A 22,285-nucleotide genomic window follows, 5' to 3' on the forward strand; every position below is an offset into this window, starting at 1 on the left:
AGGAAAGAGCGATGCGGGGCATACCCGATCGTTCTTTTTTTTATGACAAATGTCATTTCGAATGATTCTTCCGATCACTACGATGCTCCTTCCAAATTTCGTAAGATGAATGCAGAAGAAATATACGAGGTGACGGGGAATGATTGTGGAAGTAAAAAATGTGATCAAACGGTATCGCGACGTTCTCGCCCTGGATCATATCAGCTTCTCGATCCGCGAAGGGGAAATTTTCGGGCTGCTCGGGCCGAACGGAGCGGGGAAAACGACGGCGATCGGTGCCATCGCCGGATTGACCAAGGTGGACGGCGGCGAACTGAAATGTTTCGGAAAAGACATGTCGCGGCACGAGATGGACGTCAAACGGGAGATCGGTATCGTTCCGCAAGATATCGCCATATTCGAGGATTTGACCGCTTGCGAAAACCTCGATTATTTCGGCCGCCTCTACGGTCTTAAAGGAAAGCTGCTCAAGGAAAGAATCGAGGAGGCGCTTGCGTTCACCGGGCTGTCCGACCGAGGGAAGGATCGGCCCAAAGGCTTTTCAGGAGGAATGAAGCGAAGGTTGAATATCGCGTGCTCCATCATGCATCATCCGAAGCTGATCATTATGGACGAACCGACCGTCGGCATCGATCCGCAATCGCGGAGTCATATTTTGCAATCCGTTAAAGAACTGAACCGGATGGGCTCGACGATCGTGTACACCTCGCACTACATGGAAGAAGTCGAGGAAATTTGCTCGAAAATCGCGATCGTGGATCATGGCCGAGTGATTGCCCACGGCACGAAGGAAGAACTGACCGCCCTCGTCTCCTCGGAAGAAAAGCTCATCCTCGAGCTGTCTTCCGTTGATTATTCGCTGGTAGATGAAATTCGCAGCATGCAGAGCGTCACCGATTGTTCCGTCTCAGGCAAGCAGCTGCAAGTAATCGCCAAGAAAGGCCGGCAGAATGTCAGTGGAATTATCCATATCGTCTCCGAAGCCAATATCGACATTTTGTCACTTAGCGTGGAGAAGCCGACCTTGGAAGCCGTCTTCCTGACGTTGACCGGCCGAAAGCTGCGCAATGCCTAAAGAGTATGGGAGGTGACGCGAATATGAAAATCGGGATGATCGCCTATTATACCTTTCTTCGCAATGTACGCGATTTAAAAGCGATTCTTGCTTTTACGCTGATGCCGATGGTTATGATCCTCATTCTTGGAACCGCGCTGGACTCCGATTTTACGCCGAAAACGATCGAACCGGCGAAAGTGGCATACCTCAACGAAGACAAAGGTGATCTCGGTACGGCGTTCGACACCTTTATGCAATCGGAGACGGTGGCTTCGTTATTGCAGGCGGAACCGGTTTCGGATGCGGATGAAGGAATGAAAGCGGTAAAGTCCGGGGAATTCGAAGCATTCTTTTATCTTAGGAATGCTTTGTCGGACCGTCTGCACAGCGGAGAAGAGGCACGAATCGAATGGTATACCCAATATGAAGCTTCGCTCGTCGCACCGGTGCTGGATAGTTTCGTTCGGACGGCAAATTTGAGCAATACGTTGCCGGCCGCAGGCAGGGAACCGCCCGGACCGAAAGATTCGGAAAAGCGCTCCATTCACGAGGTTCGAGTTGTAACCGAAGGAAAAATTCCGAGAGGCATCGATTATTACTCTATCGCGACGTTGTTCCAAACGCTGCTGTTCGGTTCGCTGTTCGGCATCTTCGCCGTCACGAAGGATCTCGGAAACCATACGAATTCACGGCTGCTGGCGGCGCCGATTCGTTCAAGCCACGTGACGCTCGGCAAGCTGATCGGCAGCGGAACGACGCTTTACGCCATCTCCTTGCTCATATTGCTCGTATCCAAATACGTCTATCAAGCGAACTGGAAGGGCGGCATCCTTCTTGCGATCGTCGTGCTTTTCTTTTTTTCCGTACTCTCGGTCGGGCTTGGAATGATCGTTGCGCATCTGACCAAGAGCACGCTGATCTCCGCGCTGAGTCTCTTCTTCCTAACGTTCGTCATGACGCTCGTATCGGGCGGCTTTTCTCCTATGGACGGGAAATGGATGGAGCTGCTGAGCCGTTATACGCCGAATCATTATGCCCATACCGTACTGTTTACCAAAATTTATGAAGGCGCCGTTTCGTACACGTCTTTGCTTGGGTTGGCCGTTTACACGGGATTTGTCGTTCTGCTCACGTTCGCAGCCGGAAGGAGGAGAGTCGCGTGACCATTTTCGTTCATACCTTAAAAAGAATATTTCGCAATAAAATACAGTTCTTCTTTATCCTCCTGTTTCCGCTCGCATTCATGTCGCTTGGATTCATCGGCGACGAGCATAACGTAAAAGCGGCGATCATCGATAAGGATCACACCGAATTTACGGCGGCATTGCAGCGGAACCTTCAATCGAAAGCGGCGATCCGCAGCATCGCGGAGGAAGAGATCGAGAAGAGGCTGATGTCGCTTAAGGTCGATTATGTGCTTGTGATCGATCAAGGATTTACGAACCGGTTGATTCGAGGAGAAGAAGGCGGGATCACGGCGTATTCGATTCAGGAATCCAACGTTGCGGCACCTGTGAGCGCTTCGCTGGAGCTATGGCTCAGCCATGCCAAGACGATCGCCCTTGCCGTGAATCATGACCCGGACGCATTCTATGCGGCATTCGCGCAATATGACGAACAAAGCCTGCTCCAAGCGGATCACCGGCTCGTTATTGACCCGGGAGCGGAAAGAACGAGGTGGGTGCTCGGTTATTTCGTCATATCGATGCTTTACAGCTCCTTAATCGCAGCATTGTATATTATTCTCAATAAAAACAACCGAACGCTGTATCGCACACTCGCCGCACCTGTGACGATTCGAAGCTATATGCTTCAAACGATCGGCAGCTTCCTGGTCGTTTGCCTGGTTCAGATTACGTTCGCACTGGTTGTCATCCGATCGGTTTACAACATGTACATGGGCGATTCCGTTGTCGATATGTATCTCTTTTTAGCCGCATTTTCGCTCGTTTCCGTATCCTTAGGGGTGGCGATCAGCTCGATTTCCAAAAGCGTGGTGCAGGCGTGCTTGATCGGCATTTCCTTGTTTCCTCCGATTACGATGCTGGGCGGCGCCTATTTCCCGCTTGACTTTGCTCCGGAGATCATTCAGACGCTCAGCAAGCTGTCCCCCGTCTCCTGGGTAATCGGCGGCATTCAGAAGCTGCTGCTCGGCCAAACGATCATGGAGCTTGGGAAAGAAATTTCGATCATGCTGTTGTTTTCGCTTATTTTCTTTTTATTCGGCACCATGAGAAAAGCGGATATCGTCAAATAACGCCGATTGTTTGGTATAATACGGAAAAAAGGCGTTCGCGACAGGGGCAAAGCATGAACTATTTCGTAAAGACGGTCCTCTTCCTATATGTCGTTGTTGAGCTGATTATCGATCAGAACTTATCCTATCAACGATTAGCGTTGTTGCTGTTAATTCTAGCGATTCAATTGTGGAAAGAAAGATTTTACGATTCGCTTTCCGTTACCGTCGTAACGCTGGCCGTCACGTGTGCGGGCGTTGCGGCGGATTTGCGTTTTTCCGTTTTGTTTGCCATATGCTTCTACGATTTCATGCTCAAGCGAGTGTATCTCGGAGTAGCCGCCTCGATCGTTTGCGTTCTTTATTTTTTGGCGGGAGAGTCGGAGCTTCTATTGACCGTTACGATGTGGATCATCCTGTGCAGCTTGCTTGCTTTTGCGATTCGTAAGGGAAGGCAGGAAGAGAGCGAGTTTATCCGCACGCTGGATAACGAACGGCGGTTACGGTATGAGCTGGAGCAAACGAAGGCGAAGCTTCTCCATTCCTCCAAACAAATTGCGAGCATTGCGGAAGTGAAGGAACGAAACCGAATTGCGCGGGATATTCATGACAGCGTGGGACACGGCATCGCCGGAATATTAATTCAATTGCAAGCGGCTTACAAGCTTCATGCCAAGGACGAAGCCAAATCGATGGAAATCGTCAAGCATTCGATCGACGGGCTTACGAACGCCCTTCAGCTGCTTCGCGATACGGTGCACAACATCAAGCCGCGAGAGGAGATCGGCGTCGGATATATACGCGGCATCATCGAACAATTTCGTTTTTGTCCGGTCCATCTGAAGCTAAGCGGGGATTTCAACCGATTGCCGGCGGATCATTTGGAGCTGTTAAGCACGAATATTAAGGAAGCGCTTACGAATGCGGCCCGCCATTCTCAGGCGACGGAGGTGAACATTTCGATCGACGCCAACGAGCGGTATACGCGATTGTATATTAAGGATAACGGAATCGGCTGTTCGTTCGTGAAAGAAGGTCTCGGCTTGAGCGGAATGAAGGAACGGGTTAAAAATGTCGGCGGGAGCATCTCGATAAGCGCAGACGAAGGGTTTTTGATCGTGTGCTTGCTGCCAAGGCAAGAGGGAGGCGGAATCTTTGAAAGTTTTGATCGTGGATGACGATGCGCTGATCCGGGACGGTCTCAAAATTTTGATCGAGCTGGAGGACGATTTCGAGGTGATCGGAACAGCCTCGAACGGTCAGGAAGCGTTCGAGAAGTGCGCGCAGCTTCAACCGGACCTTGTGCTCATGGATATACGCATGCCCGTTATGGACGGAGTGCGCGGGACCGGACGCATTAAGCAGCAATTTCCGAATATGAAGGTCGTCATTCTAACCACCTTCAAGGATGATGAATATATCAAAGAGGCGCTGAAATGCGGAGCCGAAGGATATATTTTGAAAAATCAGCCGTCGGACAGCATCATCGAGAGCCTTCGCGCCGTAGGGAAAGGGAACGCAGTTTTCGAACGGGAAGTCGCCAGCACGCTTTCCTCCATGCTGAAGGAACGAAAGAAAACGCCGGCACAACTGGACTTAACCGCTCGAGAGCTTGAAAAATTAGCGCTGATCGCCGAAGGATTATCGAATAAAGAGATCGCCGAACGCATTTATTTAAGCGAAGGGACAACGAGAAATTATGTGACGGGGCTGCTTGAAAAATTGCAGCTGCGGGATCGGACGCAGCTTGCGATTTTTTATCTTACTCATTTTTAAAAAGCATTAAATTGGGCGTGGCTTTTTAAAAAATTAATACTAAGATCATAATGCGGTCATAATTCCGTCACATTTTGATGGTAGCATATGGATCAGGTAAACCATTACAACCAATTCCGTAAAAGGAGTGTTGCTGTATGAATGGTTTTCTGATCTCAGCGGTTTGTATCGCTTTGTTGCTTATCGGCGTGCTTCTATATTGGAGAAAGAAGGGCGGATGGTCGACCGTTTACGAGTCGATGGAGCTCAGCGAAGAGGCGTCGAACCAGTTTGCTTACTTGCAGGACAACGGCATCCGCTGCCGCATGCGCAATCAAGCGCTGCACACCGGTCATTCCGACACATTGAACGTAAGAGTCATTCTCGAGGTTCATAAGGACGATCTGATGAAAGCAAAGTCGTTGCTGGAAAATCGGGGAAACGGGAAATACGAATTTAACTTTATGATCCAGTAGCGAATATAGGAATAAGCGAAACAAGGCGACCGTGATCGGTTGCCTTGTTTTCGTATATCGGAGGGCTTTATCCGACAAGTTCGATAAATCGGCCGGCTGCGCTCGAAAGCGGCATATTTCGCATCGTCATAATTCCTACATGCGATGGCGGCAAGGGAACATCCAATTGAATTTCAAACAGGGAGCCCGTTTCAAGCTCGTTCTTCACAAATTCCCGCGTAACGTACGAAATGCCGAGTCCTCTCCGCGCGAACTCGATCAGAAGATCCACACTGCCGACCTCGATATCCGGCTTGAGCGTAAGCCCGTAGCTTTGAAACACTTCGGTGATCGTCATGCGGGCCCGGCTGTTGCGGGAGAACAAAATGACCGGATACCGAAGCAGCTGATCGAGCGACAACACTTGATTTTTGAGATGGTCGAAATGGCATCCCGCCACGAAACAATCCTGCAGCTGAAAGCTTTCGCGGACTTTCAGCCGGGAGTCTACGATCGGCATTCGCACGACGCCCAGGTCGATTCGGCCTTCCTTGAGGAACGTGATCACCTCCGGCGTCGTGCCGTGATGCAGATGAAGCTTGACGCCGGGATGCTGCGAATGAAATTGCTCCAGAATCGGCAGCAAATAATGCTTAAACAACGAGTCGCTGCCGCCGATCCGCAGCTCGCCGCTGTCCAAATTTTTGAGCGCGGCCATCTGCTCTTCGGCGAGCGAGACCAAAATCATGGATTGTTCAATATACGAATACAGCACCGTTCCTTCCGGCGTCAGCTCCACCCCCTTGGAATTCCGGAAAAACAACTTTAATCCGAAGCTGTCCTCCAGCTGCTTGATCGCATGGCTGACGCTCGGCTGCGTGAGGAAGAGCGCTTTAGCCGCCTGCGTCAAGCTTCCCGTCTTCGCTGCCCAATAGAACACTTTGTATAATTCGTAGTTATTGATCATAGATATCGTCTATATCTCCTCGTAAATATATTAATTACGTATATGGCTTCTATTCGTATTATAGTGAATCTAAGAAATTGTTGCTAGAGCTTGAACCCGAGCTCATAAGGAAGGAGCATTGCGATGGAGCCTGCTACGATTATTTTGTTCGGGGCGACGGGCGATTTGGCGAAACGAAAAATATATCCCGCCCTATATAATTTGTTCCTTGACGGAAAGCTTCCGCAGCCGTTCTCCCTGATCGGACTCGGCAGAAGGGAATGGACCGACGAAACGTTTCAAGCTAACGTCGAGAAGTCATTACGGGAATTTTCTAGACGCGATCCGGAGGATTCGGAGAAGGTGCGCGCCTTTCTGAGCGCGTTCCGGTACAACGTGCTGGACATCGGCCGTCAGGATGATTATCGTAAGCTGCTTGAACGGGTAGAGCATAGGGAAGCCGAGCTGCGGCTGCCTTCGAACCGGCTGTTTTATTTGTCTGTCGGGCCGGAATTTTTTGAGACGATCGCAGTCAACATTCAGGAGAGCGGACTCGGTTCCGTGCAGGGCTGGAAACGGCTAGTGATCGAGAAGCCTTTCGGCCATGATTTGAAATCGGCCAGGGAACTGAATCGCACACTGAGCCAAGCTTTCACGGAGCAACAAATATTCCGGATCGACCACTATTTGGGGAAACCGGTCGTGCAGCGCATGGAATCCTTGCAGCAGGCGAACCCGGTCATTCAGGCCATATGGACGAACCGGTATATCGCCAACGTCCAAATTATTGCGAACGAATCGATCGGCGTGGAAGAAAGATCGGGCTATTACGATCATGTCGGAGCCATTCGGGACATGTTCCAGAACCATTTGCTGCAATTGATGATGATGACGGCGATCCATTTTCCGGGAAGCAGCACCGCTGAGAATGTGCGCTTCCAGAAGAAAAGTATAATGGAAGCCGTTGAGCCGATCCCTAAGGAGCGTATGGAATCACGCGTAATCCGCGGGCAGTATGCGGCAGGAACCGTGCATGGAAAACCGGTCCCGGGGTACCGGTCCGAACCGGGGATCGCGCCCGATTCTCAAACCGACACGTTCATCGCCGCGAAGCTTCATATCGACAACGGCTTTTGGCGCGGCGTTCCTTTCTATATTCGTACGGGCAAGCGGATGAAGGAGAAATTGACGAAAATCGTCGTCGAATTCAAGGAACCGCTGAAGCAAGTCTCTTCGCCGAACGACGGGCACGGGCGAATCGCTCCGAATTTGCTCGTGTTTGAAATCGGCCCGAAGGAAAGCATCACGCTGCAGTTGAATACGAAACAACCGGGATACGACGGTGCGTTCAAGCCGATCCATATCGATCTGCACGAACGTCCGTCGCAATCTCCCGAAGCATATGAAAATTTGATCCACGATGCGCTGCGGGGTGATGCGACATTTTTCGCCCATTGGGATGAGGTGGAATTGTCGTGGCAATGGGTGCAGCCGATCTTGGACGCTTTTGAAGAAAATGCTGTTCCTTTGATTCCCTACGCTGCGGGAACTTACGGACCGGCCGAAGCCGACGCCTTGCTGTCGGAAGACGGTTTCCACTGGTGGCTCGACGAAAGGGCTGCTAACGCAGGTAATGCTGACAAAAAAATCGAAAAACGTGAAAAAGAAGGAGAGCCATATGCCTACCACGCAAACTATTGAGCAATTAACGATCGATACGATTCGCACCTTGTCTATTGATGCGATCAATGCCGCCAATTCCGGACATCCGGGGCTTCCGATGGGAGCGGCGCCGATGGCTTACGCACTTTGGTCCGCCCACATGAATCACAATCCGGGTAATTCCAAATGGTTCAACCGGGACCGCTTCGTGCTTTCGGCCGGTCACGGCTCGGCATTGCTGTACAGCTTGCTCCACCTATCCGGCTATCGGGTAACGCTCGACGACTTGAAGCAGTTCCGCAAGCTGAACAGCCGCACGCCGGGTCATCCCGAATACGGCCACACGGACGGGGTGGAAGCGACGACGGGTCCGCTGGGACAAGGCATCGCGTCGGCCGTCGGAATGGCGATGGCGGAGGCTCATCTGGCCGCGAAATACAATCGGGACCGCTTTCCGATCGTTGACCATTACACCTATGCGCTTGTCGGAGACGGCTGCTTGATGGAAGGCATTTCCTACGAAGCGATGTCCATGGCGGGGCATATGAAGCTCGGGAAGCTGATCGTGCTGTACGATTCCAACGATATTTCGCTGGACGGCGCGCTGAATTTGTCCTTTGGGGAGGACGTTCGGAAACGGGCGGAGTCGGTTAACTGGCAGTATTTGCGGGTCGAAGACGGCAACGATATTTCGGCGATTTCCGATGCGATCGCGGCGGCCAAGCGGAATACGGAGCAGCCGACGCTCATTGAGGTGCGCACGGTGATCGGCTACGGCAGCAAGCATGCCGGAACGAACAAGGTGCACGGCAATCCGCTCGGAAAAGAGGAAGCCGCGGCGACCAAGGAACGGTACAACTGGCCATATGAGGAAGAGTTTACGGTTCCTCAAGAGGTCAAAGCGCATTTCGAACAGTTGAAGAAGAAAGGCGCGGATCGGGAAGCGGAGTGGGATCAGCTATTTGCTTCGTATAAGACGCAATATCCAGCGCTGGGCGAGGAGCTTGCCGCTGCGATCGACGGTTCCGTAACGATCGATTCGGCATCGATCCCGACGTTCGATACTGCGAAATCGATTTCGACTCGCGTCGCGAGCGGCGAAGCGATCAATCACTTTGTCAAGGTCGTTCCTTCGATCTTCGGCGGAAGCGCGGATTTGTCGCATTCGACGATGACGGATATGAAGGGAGAGAGCGTGTTCGCCGTCGAATCGTACGCGGGCCGCAACATCTACTTCGGTGTCCGCGAGCATGCCATGGGCGCCGCCGGCAACGGCATGGCGCTGCATGGAGGCGTCAAGCCGTTCGTCAGCACGTTCTTCGTGTTCTGCGATTATTTGCGCCCATCCATTCGGCTGGCCGCGCTGCAAAAGCTGCCCGTGATCTATGTGTTTACGCACGATTCGATTGCGGTCGGCGAGGACGGCCCGACGCACGAGCCGGTGGAGCAATTGGCCGCCTTGCGTGCGATACCGGGACTTACGGTCATCCGGCCGTCGGACGCCAACGAAACGGCGAGCGCTTGGGCGTACGCGTTGGAGCAAAAGGAAGGACCGGTTGCACTTGTATTAAGCAGACAAAACTTGCCGGTATTCGGTGAGACCGCAGGGAACAAAGATAAGGTCGCCAAGGGGGGCTACATCTTGACGGAAACCGGCGGTCAGCCGGATATCGTACTGATTGCGACCGGCTCGGAGGTTGCCCTTGCCGTCGGCGCCAAAGCGGAGCTCGAGAAGGAAGGCGCGTCCGTTCGCGTGGTGGCGATGCCTTGCCGGGAATTGTTCGAGCGCCAGCCTGCAAGCTACAAGAGGAGCGTTCTGCCCGATTCGGACGCGAAGCGGATCGTCATCGAAGCCGGCATTTCTCTAGGCTGGGATCGGTATGCAGGAGCCGGCGGCACGATATTGTCGATCGATACGTTCGGCGCTTCCGGCCCGAGCAACGAGGTGTTGGCATATTTCGGATTTAGCGTAGACAACGTCGTTCGTCTGGCGAAGCAGTTGCTGCAGTAATAGCGAGAACTACGCAATTCGAGTGAGATAGAGAAACAGGATAGGAGAGAGAACGCAATGGGGAAACAGCAAATCGGCGTGGTCGGATTGGCCGTCATGGGGAAAAATCTCGCATTGAATATCGAAAGCAAAGGCTTCTCCGTATCGGTATATAACCGCTCGCCGGAGAAAACGAACGAGCTTTTGGCGGAAGCGAACGGCAAAAACTTCTTCGGCGCTTACAGCGTGCAAGAGTTTGTCGATTCGCTCGAGACGCCGCGTAAAATATTGATCATGGTTAAAGCGGGCGAGCCGACGGACGATACGATCCGTCAGCTCGTACCTTACCTTGAACCCGGCGATATACTGATCGACGGCGGCAACGCGCACTTTCCCGATACGCAGCGGCGCAACAAAGAGCTGCAGGCTCAAGGCTTCCGCTTCATCGGAGCCGGCGTGTCCGGCGGCGAGGAGGGAGCGCTCAACGGTCCGGCGATTATGCCGGGCGGGCAGAAGGACGCTTACGAGCTCGTCGAGCCGATCTTGACCGCCATCTCCGCCAAGGTGAACGGCGATCCTTGCTCGACGTATATCGGAGAAGACGGTGCGGGCCATTATGTCAAAATGGTCCACAACGGCATCGAATACGGCGATATGCAGCTGATCGGCGAAGCGTACCATTTGCTCAAGGACGTTCTTGGGTTAACGGCTAGCGAGCTGCATGACATTTTTTCCGAATGGAATAAGGGAGAGCTGGACAGCTACTTGATCGAAATCACGGCGGATATTTTTGCTAAGACCGATCCGGAGACTGGCAAGCCCCTCGTCGACGTCATTTTGGATTCGGCGGGGCAGAAGGGCACCGGCAAATGGACGAGCCAAAGCGCGCTTGATCTGGGCGTTCCGTTGTCGATCATTACCGAGTCGGTGTTTGCCCGCTTCCTATCCGCAATGAAGGAAGAGCGGGTCGCCGCCAGCCGGAAGCTGGAGGGACCTGCGGCCGTGGGATATGACGGGGATCGGCGAGAGTTCATCGAAGCTGTCCGCAAGGCGCTGTACGCCAGCAAGATCGCTTCGTACGCCCAAGGCTTCGCCCAGATGCGGGCTGCTTCCGAAGCATACGGATGGAATTTGAACTATGGCCGCATCGCGATGATCTTCCGCGGAGGCTGCATTATTCGAGCGAGGTTCCTGCAAAATATGAAAGATGCCTACGACCGCAATCCGGAGCTGAAAAACCTGTTTCTGGACGAGTATTTCGGCGGTATCGTCAAGAGTTATCAGAACGAATGGCGTAAAGTCGTGGCCGCTGCGGTCACCCGAGGGATCCCGGTTCCGGCGTTTGCGTCGGCGCTCGCTTATTACGACAGCTATCGCACGGAGCGGCTCCCGGCGAATTTATTGCAGGCACAGCGGGATTACTTCGGCGCCCATACATTCGAGAGGATCGATCGGCAGGGAAGCTATCATTTCAAGTGGACGGAATAGAGAATTAGAACTCCCAATTTGATCAGTGCGCTAAGCATGGGTGGCAGCCGTCAAGCGGAGGGCTGCAGCGGAATGAAGTTCCGTTCGAGGCGGTCGATGAAGCACGCTGTTGAAAACAGCGTGCTTTTTATATGTTCAGCCTCTTCATCTGCTTTCGCCACTCGGCAGGGCTTTGGCCGAATGCTTGTTTGAACAGCCGGGAGAAATAATGGACGCTGCGGAAGCCCGTCTCTTCGACGATGGCGCTGATCGGCATTTCGGTTACGGATAAATATCGAACGGCTGCTTTCAGACGAAGGTCTCGGAGGTAGTCGAACGGGGTCGTATTCGTCTGCTTTTTGAACATGCGGACAAGGTAGGAAGGGTGCAGATGCACCAATTCGGCTAAGTGCTTAAGCGTAATTTCGTCCCGATAATGCGCATCCATGAATTCGATGAGCAGCTCGGCCATCTCCCGCGGTTTCGGCTTCAGCTTTAAAACGCCGGACGGCGCGCCGTTCGTAAAGTTGTTTAAAATACACGCAATCAGATTGTACGTTTTCCTAATTTCCAGAAGGCACACTTCTTCAAGATGCTCATCTTGAAGAGCGGCGCCTGTCGATTGGAGAGAGTAGACCAAATCCAACGATTGAATAATGAGCTTAACGAGCGGTTCGTTAAAAAGCTCTTTGCGCGTCTGCATAAAGTTCCACTGGTCGATCTGTTTGTCCGTCAGCGCGAAATTATCCCAATCGGCGAGCTCTATGAAACGGAACTTCGCTTCCGCATACAAGCTTTCGAGCAGGTGCGGCGTCGATACGGACATGATGAACACGGCCGGCGCTTCCGTCTCGCAAAAGTTCGTCATCCAACGAAACCTGACTTTTCCGGAAGTAATATAAAGAATTTCATAGAGTGACGGGTGCATCCCTCCCCCGGGGGCTTCATCAGACCGCGAGATCGAACCCGCTCTGCATAAACGAATCTTCACTCGAATACCTCCTTCACAGCCGCAATGTCAATAATGTACAATTTCGCCTCTGAAAATCCCGTATTTTCCACCGTTTAGGAATTGCTAATGGGTTATGAAGTGCAAAGACAACAATTTTCCTCCATTGTACACTTAAACATACCGGATCAAAACAATTTAGGTAAAGGATGTCGATCTGTTTGAAAGCGCTGCAAATCGTAGAGGAAAATTCTTACGAGATTATAGATATACCGCATCCCGAACCGGAAAAAGATCAAGTGACGGTTCAGATCGAGATCGTATCCACGTGCCCTCGCTGGGACCTTCATATGATGGGCGGCAAAGACATGTTTACAGCGGGCAAACGGCCGGAGTACCCGCTGCTACCCGGATTCCCGGGACATGAAGCTGCCGGGACGGTTATAGCGGTAGGAAGCGAGGTCCGCACATTACAGGTAGGAGACCGCATCGCCGCATTGGAACATATCGGCGGCAACGGGGCATATGCGGAATACATCAATTACCGCGAGGCGGAAGTGATCAAGCTGCCCGATGAAATCGGCTGGAAGCAAGCGACATCGTTCGAACTGCTGAAATGCGTATTGATCGGAATGCTGCAGTTCGGCGACATTACCGGCAAGTCGATGCTCATATCGGGGCTCGGTCCGGCCGGAATGCTGGCGGTGCAGGCGGCCAAACTTCTCGGAGCGACCAACGTGAAAGCCGTAGAAATTAACCGAGAACGGATCGAACTCGTCAATCGGCTAGGAATCGGGACGGCGGTCCACCCGGATGAGCTGGGAGGCGAGCGGTTCGAGCTGGGCTACGACTGCGTAGGCGCTTCGGCTTCCGTGCAGCGCCTGCTGGAAAGCGTCGATTCCCACCTCGTTATATTCGGCGTACTGAAGGGAGAAGTCCGCTATGGCGATCATCTTTGGTTCAAGGGGACCAAGCTGGAATCGTACCGGTATCGGAGATTCGAGGAACAAGACCGTGCTTTACTGCTCGACCTCGTCATGAACAAAGGGTTAAACACGGAATGCTTGCAAACGCACCATATTCCGTTCTACCGATACAACGAAACGATCGAAGTGTTGAAAAAACAAGAGGCTATTAAAGTATACGCTTATCCGAAAACAGATTTCGACGCAATCGGAAGTACCGCAGGAGACCGCCATGAAGGCTGAAGCCGTCGTATTTACGGGCGTAAGGCAGGTTCGATTCAGCGCGGTTGACGTTCCGGAGCCGGGGCCGGAGGATGTCGTCATCGATCTTGTATATTCTTGGATCAGCAACGGGACGGAGTCCTCTTTCCTGTACGGCGAGAGGATAACCGGGGAGCAGCCCCCGCGGCCCGGCGACGAGCTGCCCTTTCCCCAAGTGGCCGGATATCAGAAGGTCGGGATCGTACGAAGCGCCGGCGAGCTCGTGCGGCACGTAAAGCCCGGAGATTGGGTGTTCGCCTCCGTCAGCAAGGTCAATGGGATGAAATTCGACTCCGGCGGCCATATCAACCCGTCCGTTACGCACGCAAGCCAAGTATGGAAGCTGCCGGAAGGAGCTGATCCACTCGCATACAGCGGAACGGTGCTTACGCAGGTCGGTTACAATTGCGGGTTCCGTCCCACCGTTGCAGCCGGCGACCAAGCAGTAGTGATCGGCGACGGCATGGTCGGCCAATGGGCCGCTCAGTCCTTGGCGCACCGGGGGGCGGAGGTTACGGTGCTCGGCAGACATGACGAGAGGCTGTCGCTGCTGCCCCTTTCGATTCATAAGGTCAACACGAAGAAACGGCCCTTGTCGGATTGGCTTGGCGCCCGGAAGGACTTGGCGGTCGTCGTCGATACGGTCGGCGCCATAGATACGTTCCGAGAGCTTCAGCCGGCCATGAAATGGAACAGCCATCTCGTCTCGGCCGGATTTTTAGGGACATCGGGAATCGTCGACATCCAACAATTGCGCGCTCAAGAAATGACGCTGCACTGCCCGTCCGGCTGGACGAAAGAGCGGATGGACCGTACGCTGGAGGGCATTCGGGACGGATGGCTCCAAACGACGCCTCTCATCACGCATCAATTTCCGGCTTCGGAAGCGGAGAAAGCTTGGGAGCTCATTATGAACAAGTCGGAGTTTTTCCTAGGGATCGTGCTGGAGTGGAAACAGAAGGACTAACGGATGAATCGTGGAGGAGGCGTAAAGCAACATGTCGGTCAGCAAACAAACGGCGGAAGCATTCGTGTTCACGAGGGAGGAAGCGTTGCCGCTTCGATATCGCCCGCTTGCCGGGCAACCGGTGGAAGTGCGGAGCCATTCGGACCCGGCGCATCCGGACCTCATCCGATATGAGCAAGACAAAGACTTCGTCGTCGATTACGGCAGCGGATCGATTCGCCGCACGGAAGGCAGCCGGATTCCGGACGGCGCTTTACACCCGATGTACGGCGTGAACGAATTCGATCATACGCTCTATCCCGATTACAGCAACCGCAGTTATACGGTTTACGCGGATTACTGGACGGACGCCGAGCGAACGAACGATCGGTTCACGGGCGACGGCGTCAGGCGTTCCGCATTCCTCGAGCGGACCGCTCGCAAGCTCGCCGACGGTAAAGAAGCGCTCTACGTCGTATACGGGGACAGCATCAGCACCGGCGGGGAAGCCAGCAGTGACAGCTTAACCTACTACGGACGCTTCTCGGAACAGTTGCAAAGCTTGTTCCCGCAAAGCCGAATCAACATCGTCAACAAGTCCGTCGGAGGAGAAGCGACCGACGGGGGAGCGAGACGCGTTCGCGACGATGTGACCCCGCTGCAGCCGGATCTCGTATCCATCGGTTACGGCATGAACGATCAGAATAAATACGGCGACCGCAACGGCGTCCCGCTCCCCGACTTTGAAAGCAATCTGCGGGATATGATCGAGTGCATCCGCGAGCATTGCGACAGCGACATTGTTCTCGTTACGCCTTGCGAGCCGAATCCGCGCTGGCGGTATACGAGCGGAGACATACACCGTTACGCGGACGCGATTCGTAAATTAGGCGCCGAATACAATATCGGCGTAGCCGATGCGCATGCCCTATGGCGGCAAGAGCTGTCCGCCGGGAAGACGCCGGAAAGCATGCTCTTAAACAACATTAACCACCCGAACGATTACGGTCATTGGATTTACAGCTGCGCCTTCGCAGCAATGTTAAATAACAATCGGTGAACGTGAAGGAGGACAATGATATGACGACCAATCAAGATATGGAGAATGACATGTTCATGAGCAGAAGGAGGCTGCTGACCTCGATCGGGATGATGGGGATTGCGGCAGCCGCCGGCGGTTTGGCGGGGATTGCGAAAGCCGCGGAAGGCGAGCAAACGGCGGCTGAACCGAGCGCCGAGAGCCAGCTGCTGCGAAATCAGGGCGAGAAGCCGATGATGGTCGCCAGCATCGCCTCCTTGCGTTCGATGAATGCAGCTCCACCTCCAAGCACGGTCTTTTATGTCAATGATAAGGGTCAAGAAGGCGTCTTTACTTATGATGCGTCGGACGTCACATCGCCGGACAATACGGGGACGGTCATTGTCGCGGCATCGGGCGCCAGATTCAAACGGGTATACGACGACGCGCTCAACATCAAATGGTTCGGCGCCAAGGGTGACGGCGTGACGGACGACTCCGCGGCGATCCAAGCATGCGTGAATGCCGCAACGCACGCGACGGTTTACATTCCCGACGGCGTGTTCAAGGTGACTTCCACCATCGTCGTTCCGCAACTCACCTCCATCCGGGGCAACGGCTACGCATCGCAATTGCTCGGCTCCGCCTGCGATTGCCTCACCTTTACGGTATCAAACGGGCTGTCTCCGGTCGTCGTCGAGAAATTCGCTATCTTCGGAGATTCGGCGGCCAATTACACGGCGATTAACGTTCCCGGAAACGCGACGCTCCAGCGAACGACCGGAATTACGTTTTCCAATATTTACATAGCGTACTATGGCACAGGGATGAGCCTGCGCGGAGTATGGCATTCCAGAGTGTACGGCTGCTACATGAACGATGTGTGGACGGGAATCAAGGTGATCGGCCAAAGCGTGAAAAATGTGATCGACAGCTGCCAAATTATACGGGGTGCCGAAACGATTAGAGGAAGCGGCGATTCCATGGCGATCTACGTGGACTCCACCTTCGATTACGAACCCGGGGGCAATACCGAGCATCGCCCGGAAGACTTGAATATTACGAAAACGCTTACGTTCGGCTTTGATTACGGCGTGAACTGGACCAGATGTCTTTACGGGAACATTGTGGAGTGCGACTTCGACTTCTGCAGAAAATACGGCATCTACTACCTGACGACGGAAGGCGGATTGACGATCGCGGGCAACTGGGTTGCGCTGACGGAGGGAGCGGCGCTTTATGGAATCAGAGGCGACAACCTCGGCGTGCCGGGGGGCATCGCTTCGTGCCGCATCGAGCACAACACGATCGGCCATTACGGCGGAACGAATACGCAATGCATCGGGATCGGCGTCGGCTGGAATCAGAACAACACGAGCATTATAGGGAACTTCATCTCCGGCATGAAGGTGTTCGACATCATCGTGGACTACTGTGAAAATGTGCACGTTTCGGGAAACCGACTGGCGTCCGACGTATGGACCTCTGTAAGAATTTCAAGCAGCAAACAGCCTGTATTTGTGAATGAAAATCATGCGAACGGTTCGATTTCTTACGATCAAGCCATCGACCAGATCATGGTGAACGGAAAGTTCGTAAAACATACGGTACCCGCCTCGGGCAAATGGACGAAGGGAGATACCGTGTACAACACGGAGCCGGTATTGTCGAACGACAAATTCGTGATCGGATGGTACCGACTGACGGACGGAACCGGCAATGCGCTTGGAACGGATTGGATCGAGCTCAAACATTGACTGACGGGACGATTGAAGCCTGACGAGGGGGGTACAAATGGCAAAATTGGCGATGGAGCTTCCAGCCGGAACCGTGAGCCGGAACATGCGGCTTAAAAGAATAGTCGTTACTGCGGCTGTTGTCGTCGTTTTGATCACGGCGTTTATCGTTATGAATCGACCCGCCCCCCGCGGGGTTCAGTTTGCGGGTCCGGAAAGCACCGACGTGTTACACGAACCGGTTGTACAGCTAGATTATGTGCTTAATCCCGAGGTGCCGTACGGAAGAATGCTGAATTCGTACCTGGAGCAGGGGATCGCCGATTATGCAGGCGAGAATATCGTCCTTAGCGCCCGGCAAGCCTCCGGTTTCGGAGGCGATGCCGAGCTTCGCGAAACAGCGGGAAAACAGGCGGTCGTCACCGACGGCGAAGGCGATTGGGCGGAGTGGACGTTCGAGGTTCCGGAATCGGCTCTGTACCGGATCGACATCGAATATTACCCGGTTGCAGGCAAAACGTCGGGCATCGAACGCCAGTTTCTGATCGACGGAGGCGCCCCGTTTCAAGAAGCGTCCCGCATTGCATTCCACCGGTATTGGCGCGACGGCCGCGAGCTGTTATTCGACGACGAGGGCAATCAAATTCGACCTCCGCAGGAAGAAATATTCGAATGGCGGGTAAAAGCGGTCGAGGAGCCCGAACAATTTTACAGCGAGCCTTACCGATTTTATTTGGAAAAAGGAACGCATACGTTCCGCCTCGTTGATTTGCGGGAACCGATGGCCGTCGGCTCAATCATAATCCGCAAACCGCAAGCGCTTCCAGCGTACGAGGAGAAAGCGGCGGAATACAAGGCGAACGGTTATAAACCGGCACAGGTGGAGACGATCAAGCTGCAAGCGGAAACGCCGCTCGAGGTATCGGAGCCGTCGCTGCGCGCATTGTGGAACGACGATCCGAACACCGAGCCGAAAGCGGTGCTGCTGACCAGATACAACGCCTTCAGCGGCAAATGGAACAGGGGAGGGCAAACGGCTGTCTGGGAATTCGAGGCGCCCGAGGACGGCTTGTACGAGATCGCTTTCCGCTATGCGACACCGGCGGCGAATCAAGTACCCCATCGTACGATTCGGATCGACGGCGACATTCCTTTCAAAGAGATGCAAGAGTATTCCTTCCCCTCCATTCGAGGCTGGCACCTCGAACCTTTGAAGCATGCCGACAACCGGCCTTTCCTGTTCTACTTCACCAAAGGAAAACACGAAATCGCCTTGACCGGCGCGATCGGGCCAATCCGGGACCTAATCTATCAGATTGAAGTTATATTAGAGGATCTTAACAATCTTAGCGCCGACGTGATGAAGATTACCGCTTCTTCGCGGGACCAGAACGGGAAAATTTCGTCGGACCGCAACCAGGATTGGAATTTGGAAAAGTACGTCCCGAATTTGATCGGGCGGCTGGAGACCGGCGCAGACAAGTTCCGCGACAGCTACGGCTACATCAAACGGGTTAACGGCGGCAAAATGCCTTCTTACGGTCAAACGCTGCAAACGGCGGTTTCCCTGCTGGAGGGGATGGCCCGCGACCCTCAGCAAATTCCGTATAAGCTGAACGAGCTGGCCAGCGTGCAGGGGGCTCTGGCCTCGATGCTGCAAAGCATGAAGGAGCAGCCCCTCTATGTGGATTATATCGTCATCGGCAAACCGGGCACGCAGTACCCGATGACCAACTCGGTGCTGACCGAGCAGCTGGCCGCCACCTATCGGAAATTCATCGCTTCGTATACAAAGCCTAAAAGCACTGACCGGACGTTGGCGGCCGCCGATGATAAGGTGCTGAAGGTGTGGGTGGCGCGGGGGCGCGAATGGACGGACATCATTAAGATGCTTGTCATGGAAGACTTTACGCCGAAGACAGGCATCAAGGTCGACATCAATACGATTCCGATGGGCTCGGAGCATTTGCTGCTGCTCGCCTACACCGGAGGCAAAGCTCCCGATGTGGCGTTAGGCGTCTCCCCAAGCGTTCCCGTCGACTTCTCGGTGCGGGGTGCGCTTACGGATTTGAATACGTTCCCGGATATCGAAGAGGTGCGGTCCCGCTTTGTGAAGGAAGCGCTGGTGCCGCTGGAGTTTGAAGACGGGCTTTACGCCTTGCCGGAAACGCTCGATTTCAACCTTCTGTTTTACCGCGAGGACGTGATGAACCGAATCGGCGCAGAGCCGCCACAAACATGGCAGGACGTATACGAGCTTCTTCCGCTGCTGCAGGAGGAAGGGATGCAGTTTTATTATCCGGCCGGCTCTGGCGGATATACGCCGTTCCTATTCCAACACGGGGGAGATTTCTACAACGAGGACAAAACCGAATCCGCGCTGGACACCCCGGAAGCGCTGGCCGCCTTCAAGGAATGGGTCAATTTGTTCATCAATTATAAAATTCCGCTGCAGGCAGACTTCTATCAACGATTCCGGACCGGGGAGATGCCGATCGGCATCGGCGGCTACGATTTCTATGTACGGCTTGCCACGGCGGCCCCCGAGCTGGGCGGCAGGTGGAAGATGGTTCCGCTCCCCGGCGTGAAACGCGAGGACGGCACGATCGACCGCAGCGCTTCGGGGGCAGGTGCGTCGCAGACAGCCGTCATCATGGGCTCCTCTCCTTATAAGGAAGAGGCATGGGAGTTTCTGAAGTGGTGGATGTCCGAAGACATTCAAATCCGTTACGGGCTGGAAGTGGAAAGCTTGGTCGGCGTCGGCTCCCGCTGGAACAGCGCGAACGTAGACGCGATGGAAGGAATGGCGTGGAGCCGAGAGCAGCTTGCGGCCATTAAGGAGCAGTGGAGCTGGCTTCGGGAGCAGCCTGTCATTCTTGGCGGTTACTACACGCAGCGCCATTTGCAGAACGCATGGAATAAAGCGGTGCTGCTCGGCGCGAACGAACGCATCGCGCTGGAGGACGCCGTGAAGGAGATCAATAAAGAGCTGACCCGAAAGCGGGATGAGTACGACACGATGATGAAGGGATTAAGCGGACCAATGAATGCAAATGCCGCGAAAGGAGGGGACTCGCCATGAACGTCGTACCGGTGAAGCGATGGATGAGCGAAGTTTGGAGATGGAGAGCTTCCTATCTCATGCTTGTCCCGTTCTTTGCGCTGTTCGCGCTGTTTATCGTTGTGCCGACGGTTGCTTCAGGGGTACTGAGCTTCACTTACTACAACATTTTGCAGCCGCCCGTTTGGACCGGATGGTCGAACTTCAGAACGCTGTTCGTGGATGACGAAATTTTTATCACTTCGCTTATGAATACGCTTTATTTCGCGCTGATTACCGGGCCGGTCGGGTACATTTTGGCGTTTCTGTTCGCCTGGCTCATCCATCAAATCCCGAAACGGATTCGGCCTTATTATACGACCGTTTTTTACGTTCCTTCCCTGACCAGCGGCGTGGCGATGGCCGTCGTGTGGCTCGTCATCTTTGCGAACGACAGCTACGGCTATTTGAACAGCATTCTCATGCGGATGGGCTTCGTCAGCGAACCGATTCAATGGCTCCAGAACGTCGACCTCATCATGCCCGTCATCATCGTCATTTCGCTGTGGATGAGCTTGGGCACCGGATTCCTAGCCTTTCTTGCGGGCTTTGAGACGGTGAACGCCGAGCTGTACGATGCCGGTAAAGTCGACGGAATCCGCTCGCGCGTACAGGAGCTTTGGTATATTACGATTCCCGCGATGAAGCCGCAAATGCTGTTCGGCGCCGTCCTCGCCGTCGTCGGATCGTTCCGCGTCGGCGATATCAGCAAGGCGGTCGCCGGTTTTCCGAGTCCGCTGTACGCGGGGCACACGATCGTGCTGCATCTGCAGGATTACGCGATGATCCGATATGAAATGGGGTATGCCGCGGCCGTCTCGGTCGTGCTGTTTTTCCTCATCTTCGGCCTGGGCCGATTATGCTTTGCGGTGTTTTCATCCAAAGGAGAATAGCCCATGAGACGAATAGATGCCGGCCAATGGTTCGTGATTTTGTTTCTGACGCTGCTGGGCGCGTTCATGATGCTGCCGCTCGTTTTTTTGATCAGCACCGCGTTCAAGCCGATGGAGGAGCTGTTCGTGTATCCTCCGCGGTTTTTCGTGCAAAACCCGACGCTCGATAATTTCAGGGATTTGCTGCTCGCCATGAGCGGCGACCGGATTCCGCTCGTGCGCTACTTCTTTAACAGCGTCATCGTCAGCGGCGTCGTGGTCGCTCTTACCGTGCTGCTCGGCTCGCTTGCCTGCTTCCCGCTGGCCAAGCACAAATTTCCCGGCCGAAACTTGTTTTTCAGCCTGATCGTCGTCTCACTCATGTTCGCTCCGGAAGTAGTGGAAATTCCGCGGTATCTCGTCATCGTCAGCTTAGGGCTGATGGATACGTATCAGGCGCTCATTTTGCCGCAGCTGGCGTTTCCGATCGGATTGTTCCTGATGAAGCAGTTTTTGGAGCAGGTGCCCGACGAAATTTTCGAAGCGGCCAGAGTGGACGGCGCGGGGGAATGGCGGCAGCTGATTCAAATCGCTTTGCCGCTCATTCGCCCGGCTTGGGCGACTGTCGTCATCCTAAGCTTTACCGCGGTGTGGAACGACGCCGGTTCCTCCGCCTTGTTCACGCAGTCCGAACAAATGAAGACGCTGCCGTATTACTTGTCGACGGTAAACGGGCAAGGGGTGGCGCGCGCCGGGGCGAACGCCGCCGCGACCTTCATCATGACGGTTCCGACCGTATTGATCTTCGTTCTGTTTCAGCGTCAGGTGCTTTCCACGATGGCGCATTCGGGAATCAAGTCTTAAGGAGGG

Annotated in this window: 18 protein-coding genes; 16 read left to right on the top strand and 2 right to left on the bottom strand. The window is 54.1% G+C overall.

All coding sequences use genetic code 11. From position 1 onward, the window contains the following. Nucleotides 1-139 precede the first annotated feature (139 nt). From PT964_RS08215 to PT964_RS08240, 6 genes are all read left to right on the top strand, one after another. On the top strand, nucleotides 140-1,075 hold the full coding sequence (locus PT964_RS08215; RefSeq protein ID WP_274362862.1) for an ABC transporter ATP-binding protein: 936 nt from the start codon (nucleotides 140-142) through the stop codon (nucleotides 1,073-1,075). A 23-nt stretch (nucleotides 1,076-1,098) separates the two neighbouring features. Continuing rightward, on the top strand, nucleotides 1,099-2,220 hold the full coding sequence (locus PT964_RS08220; protein WP_274362863.1) for an ABC transporter permease: 1,122 nt from the start codon (nucleotides 1,099-1,101) through the stop codon (nucleotides 2,218-2,220). Beyond that, complete coding sequence (locus PT964_RS08225) at nucleotides 2,217-3,314, top strand: ABC transporter permease (protein ID WP_274362864.1); 1,098 nt, start codon at nucleotides 2,217-2,219, stop codon at nucleotides 3,312-3,314. Before PT964_RS08220 ends, PT964_RS08225 begins: the two co-directional genes overlap by 4 nt. Before the next feature lie 53 nt (nucleotides 3,315-3,367). Further along, nucleotides 3,368-4,471 (top strand): sensor histidine kinase, encoded by a 1,104-nt coding sequence (locus PT964_RS08230; RefSeq protein ID WP_274362865.1) that lies wholly within the window; start codon nucleotides 3,368-3,370, stop codon nucleotides 4,469-4,471. Beyond that, complete coding sequence (locus PT964_RS08235) at nucleotides 4,449-5,069, top strand: response regulator transcription factor (RefSeq protein ID WP_274362866.1); 621 nt, start codon at nucleotides 4,449-4,451, stop codon at nucleotides 5,067-5,069. Before PT964_RS08230 ends, PT964_RS08235 begins: the two co-directional genes overlap by 23 nt. A gap of 137 nt (nucleotides 5,070-5,206) precedes the next feature. Continuing rightward, nucleotides 5,207-5,524 carry a hypothetical protein gene (locus tag PT964_RS08240; RefSeq protein WP_274362867.1) on the top strand — a complete coding sequence of 106 codons (318 nt, stop codon included), beginning with the start codon at nucleotides 5,207-5,209 and terminating at the stop codon, nucleotides 5,522-5,524. A 67-nt stretch (nucleotides 5,525-5,591) separates the two neighbouring features. On the opposite strand, the gene PT964_RS08245 is transcribed toward PT964_RS08240, so the two are convergent. Continuing rightward, the gene (locus PT964_RS08245) at nucleotides 5,592-6,470 is read right to left on the bottom strand and encodes a LysR family transcriptional regulator (protein WP_274362868.1); all 879 of its coding nucleotides are present in this window, start codon (nucleotides 6,468-6,470) and stop codon (nucleotides 5,592-5,594) included. A 123-nt stretch (nucleotides 6,471-6,593) separates the two neighbouring features. Here PT964_RS08245 and zwf point away from each other — a divergent pair, with 123 nt between their 5' ends. From zwf to gndA, 3 genes are read left to right on the top strand one after another with little or no spacing between them, the layout of a single operon-like run. Then, complete coding sequence (zwf, locus tag PT964_RS08250; RefSeq protein WP_274362869.1) at nucleotides 6,594-8,150, top strand: glucose-6-phosphate dehydrogenase; 1,557 nt, start codon at nucleotides 6,594-6,596, stop codon at nucleotides 8,148-8,150. Then, nucleotides 8,128-10,122 (top strand): transketolase, encoded by a 1,995-nt coding sequence (tkt, locus tag PT964_RS08255; RefSeq protein ID WP_274362870.1) that lies wholly within the window; start codon nucleotides 8,128-8,130, stop codon nucleotides 10,120-10,122. Before zwf ends, tkt begins: the two co-directional genes overlap by 23 nt. 57 nt (nucleotides 10,123-10,179) lie before the next feature. Further along, nucleotides 10,180-11,589 carry an NADP-dependent phosphogluconate dehydrogenase gene (gene gndA, locus PT964_RS08260; protein WP_274362871.1) on the top strand — a complete coding sequence of 470 codons (1,410 nt, stop codon included), beginning with the start codon at nucleotides 10,180-10,182 and terminating at the stop codon, nucleotides 11,587-11,589. A gap of 127 nt (nucleotides 11,590-11,716) precedes the next feature. On the opposite strand, the gene PT964_RS08265 is transcribed toward gndA, so the two are convergent. Then, nucleotides 11,717-12,559, bottom strand: a complete 843-nt coding sequence (locus tag PT964_RS08265) for an AraC family transcriptional regulator (RefSeq protein WP_274362872.1) — start codon at nucleotides 12,557-12,559, stop codon at nucleotides 11,717-11,719. Between the two features lie 179 nt (nucleotides 12,560-12,738). Here PT964_RS08265 and PT964_RS08270 point away from each other — a divergent pair, with 179 nt between their 5' ends. The 7 genes from PT964_RS08270 to PT964_RS08300 are packed head-to-tail and all read left to right on the top strand — an operon-like array spanning nucleotide 12,739 to nucleotide 22,279. Next, nucleotides 12,739-13,725: a zinc-dependent alcohol dehydrogenase gene (locus PT964_RS08270; RefSeq protein ID WP_274362873.1), complete on the top strand. Its 987-nt coding sequence runs from the start codon at nucleotides 12,739-12,741 to the stop codon at nucleotides 13,723-13,725. Then, nucleotides 13,715-14,710 carry an MDR/zinc-dependent alcohol dehydrogenase-like family protein gene (locus tag PT964_RS08275; RefSeq protein ID WP_274362874.1) on the top strand — a complete coding sequence of 332 codons (996 nt, stop codon included), beginning with the start codon at nucleotides 13,715-13,717 and terminating at the stop codon, nucleotides 14,708-14,710. Before PT964_RS08270 ends, PT964_RS08275 begins: the two co-directional genes overlap by 11 nt. A gap of 31 nt (nucleotides 14,711-14,741) precedes the next feature. Further along, on the top strand, nucleotides 14,742-15,749 hold the full coding sequence (locus tag PT964_RS08280) for an SGNH/GDSL hydrolase family protein (protein WP_274362875.1): 1,008 nt from the start codon (nucleotides 14,742-14,744) through the stop codon (nucleotides 15,747-15,749). A gap of 20 nt (nucleotides 15,750-15,769) precedes the next feature. Beyond that, the gene (locus PT964_RS08285; RefSeq protein ID WP_274362876.1) at nucleotides 15,770-17,464 is read left to right on the top strand and encodes a right-handed parallel beta-helix repeat-containing protein; all 1,695 of its coding nucleotides are present in this window, start codon (nucleotides 15,770-15,772) and stop codon (nucleotides 17,462-17,464) included. Nucleotides 17,465-17,501: 37 nt separating this feature from the next. Next, nucleotides 17,502-20,525, top strand: a complete 3,024-nt coding sequence (locus tag PT964_RS08290; protein ID WP_274362877.1) for an extracellular solute-binding protein — start codon at nucleotides 17,502-17,504, stop codon at nucleotides 20,523-20,525. Next, nucleotides 20,522-21,436: a carbohydrate ABC transporter permease gene (locus PT964_RS08295; protein WP_274362878.1), complete on the top strand. Its 915-nt coding sequence runs from the start codon at nucleotides 20,522-20,524 to the stop codon at nucleotides 21,434-21,436. Before PT964_RS08290 ends, PT964_RS08295 begins: the two co-directional genes overlap by 4 nt. A 3-nt stretch (nucleotides 21,437-21,439) precedes the next feature. Beyond that, nucleotides 21,440-22,279 (top strand): carbohydrate ABC transporter permease, encoded by an 840-nt coding sequence (locus PT964_RS08300; RefSeq protein WP_274362879.1) that lies wholly within the window; start codon nucleotides 21,440-21,442, stop codon nucleotides 22,277-22,279. Nucleotides 22,280-22,285 lie beyond the last annotated feature (6 nt).

Source organism: Paenibacillus thermotolerans, from assembly GCF_028745515.1.
GTDB lineage: Bacteria > Bacillota > Bacilli > Paenibacillales > YIM-B00363 > Paenibacillus_AE > Paenibacillus_AE thermotolerans.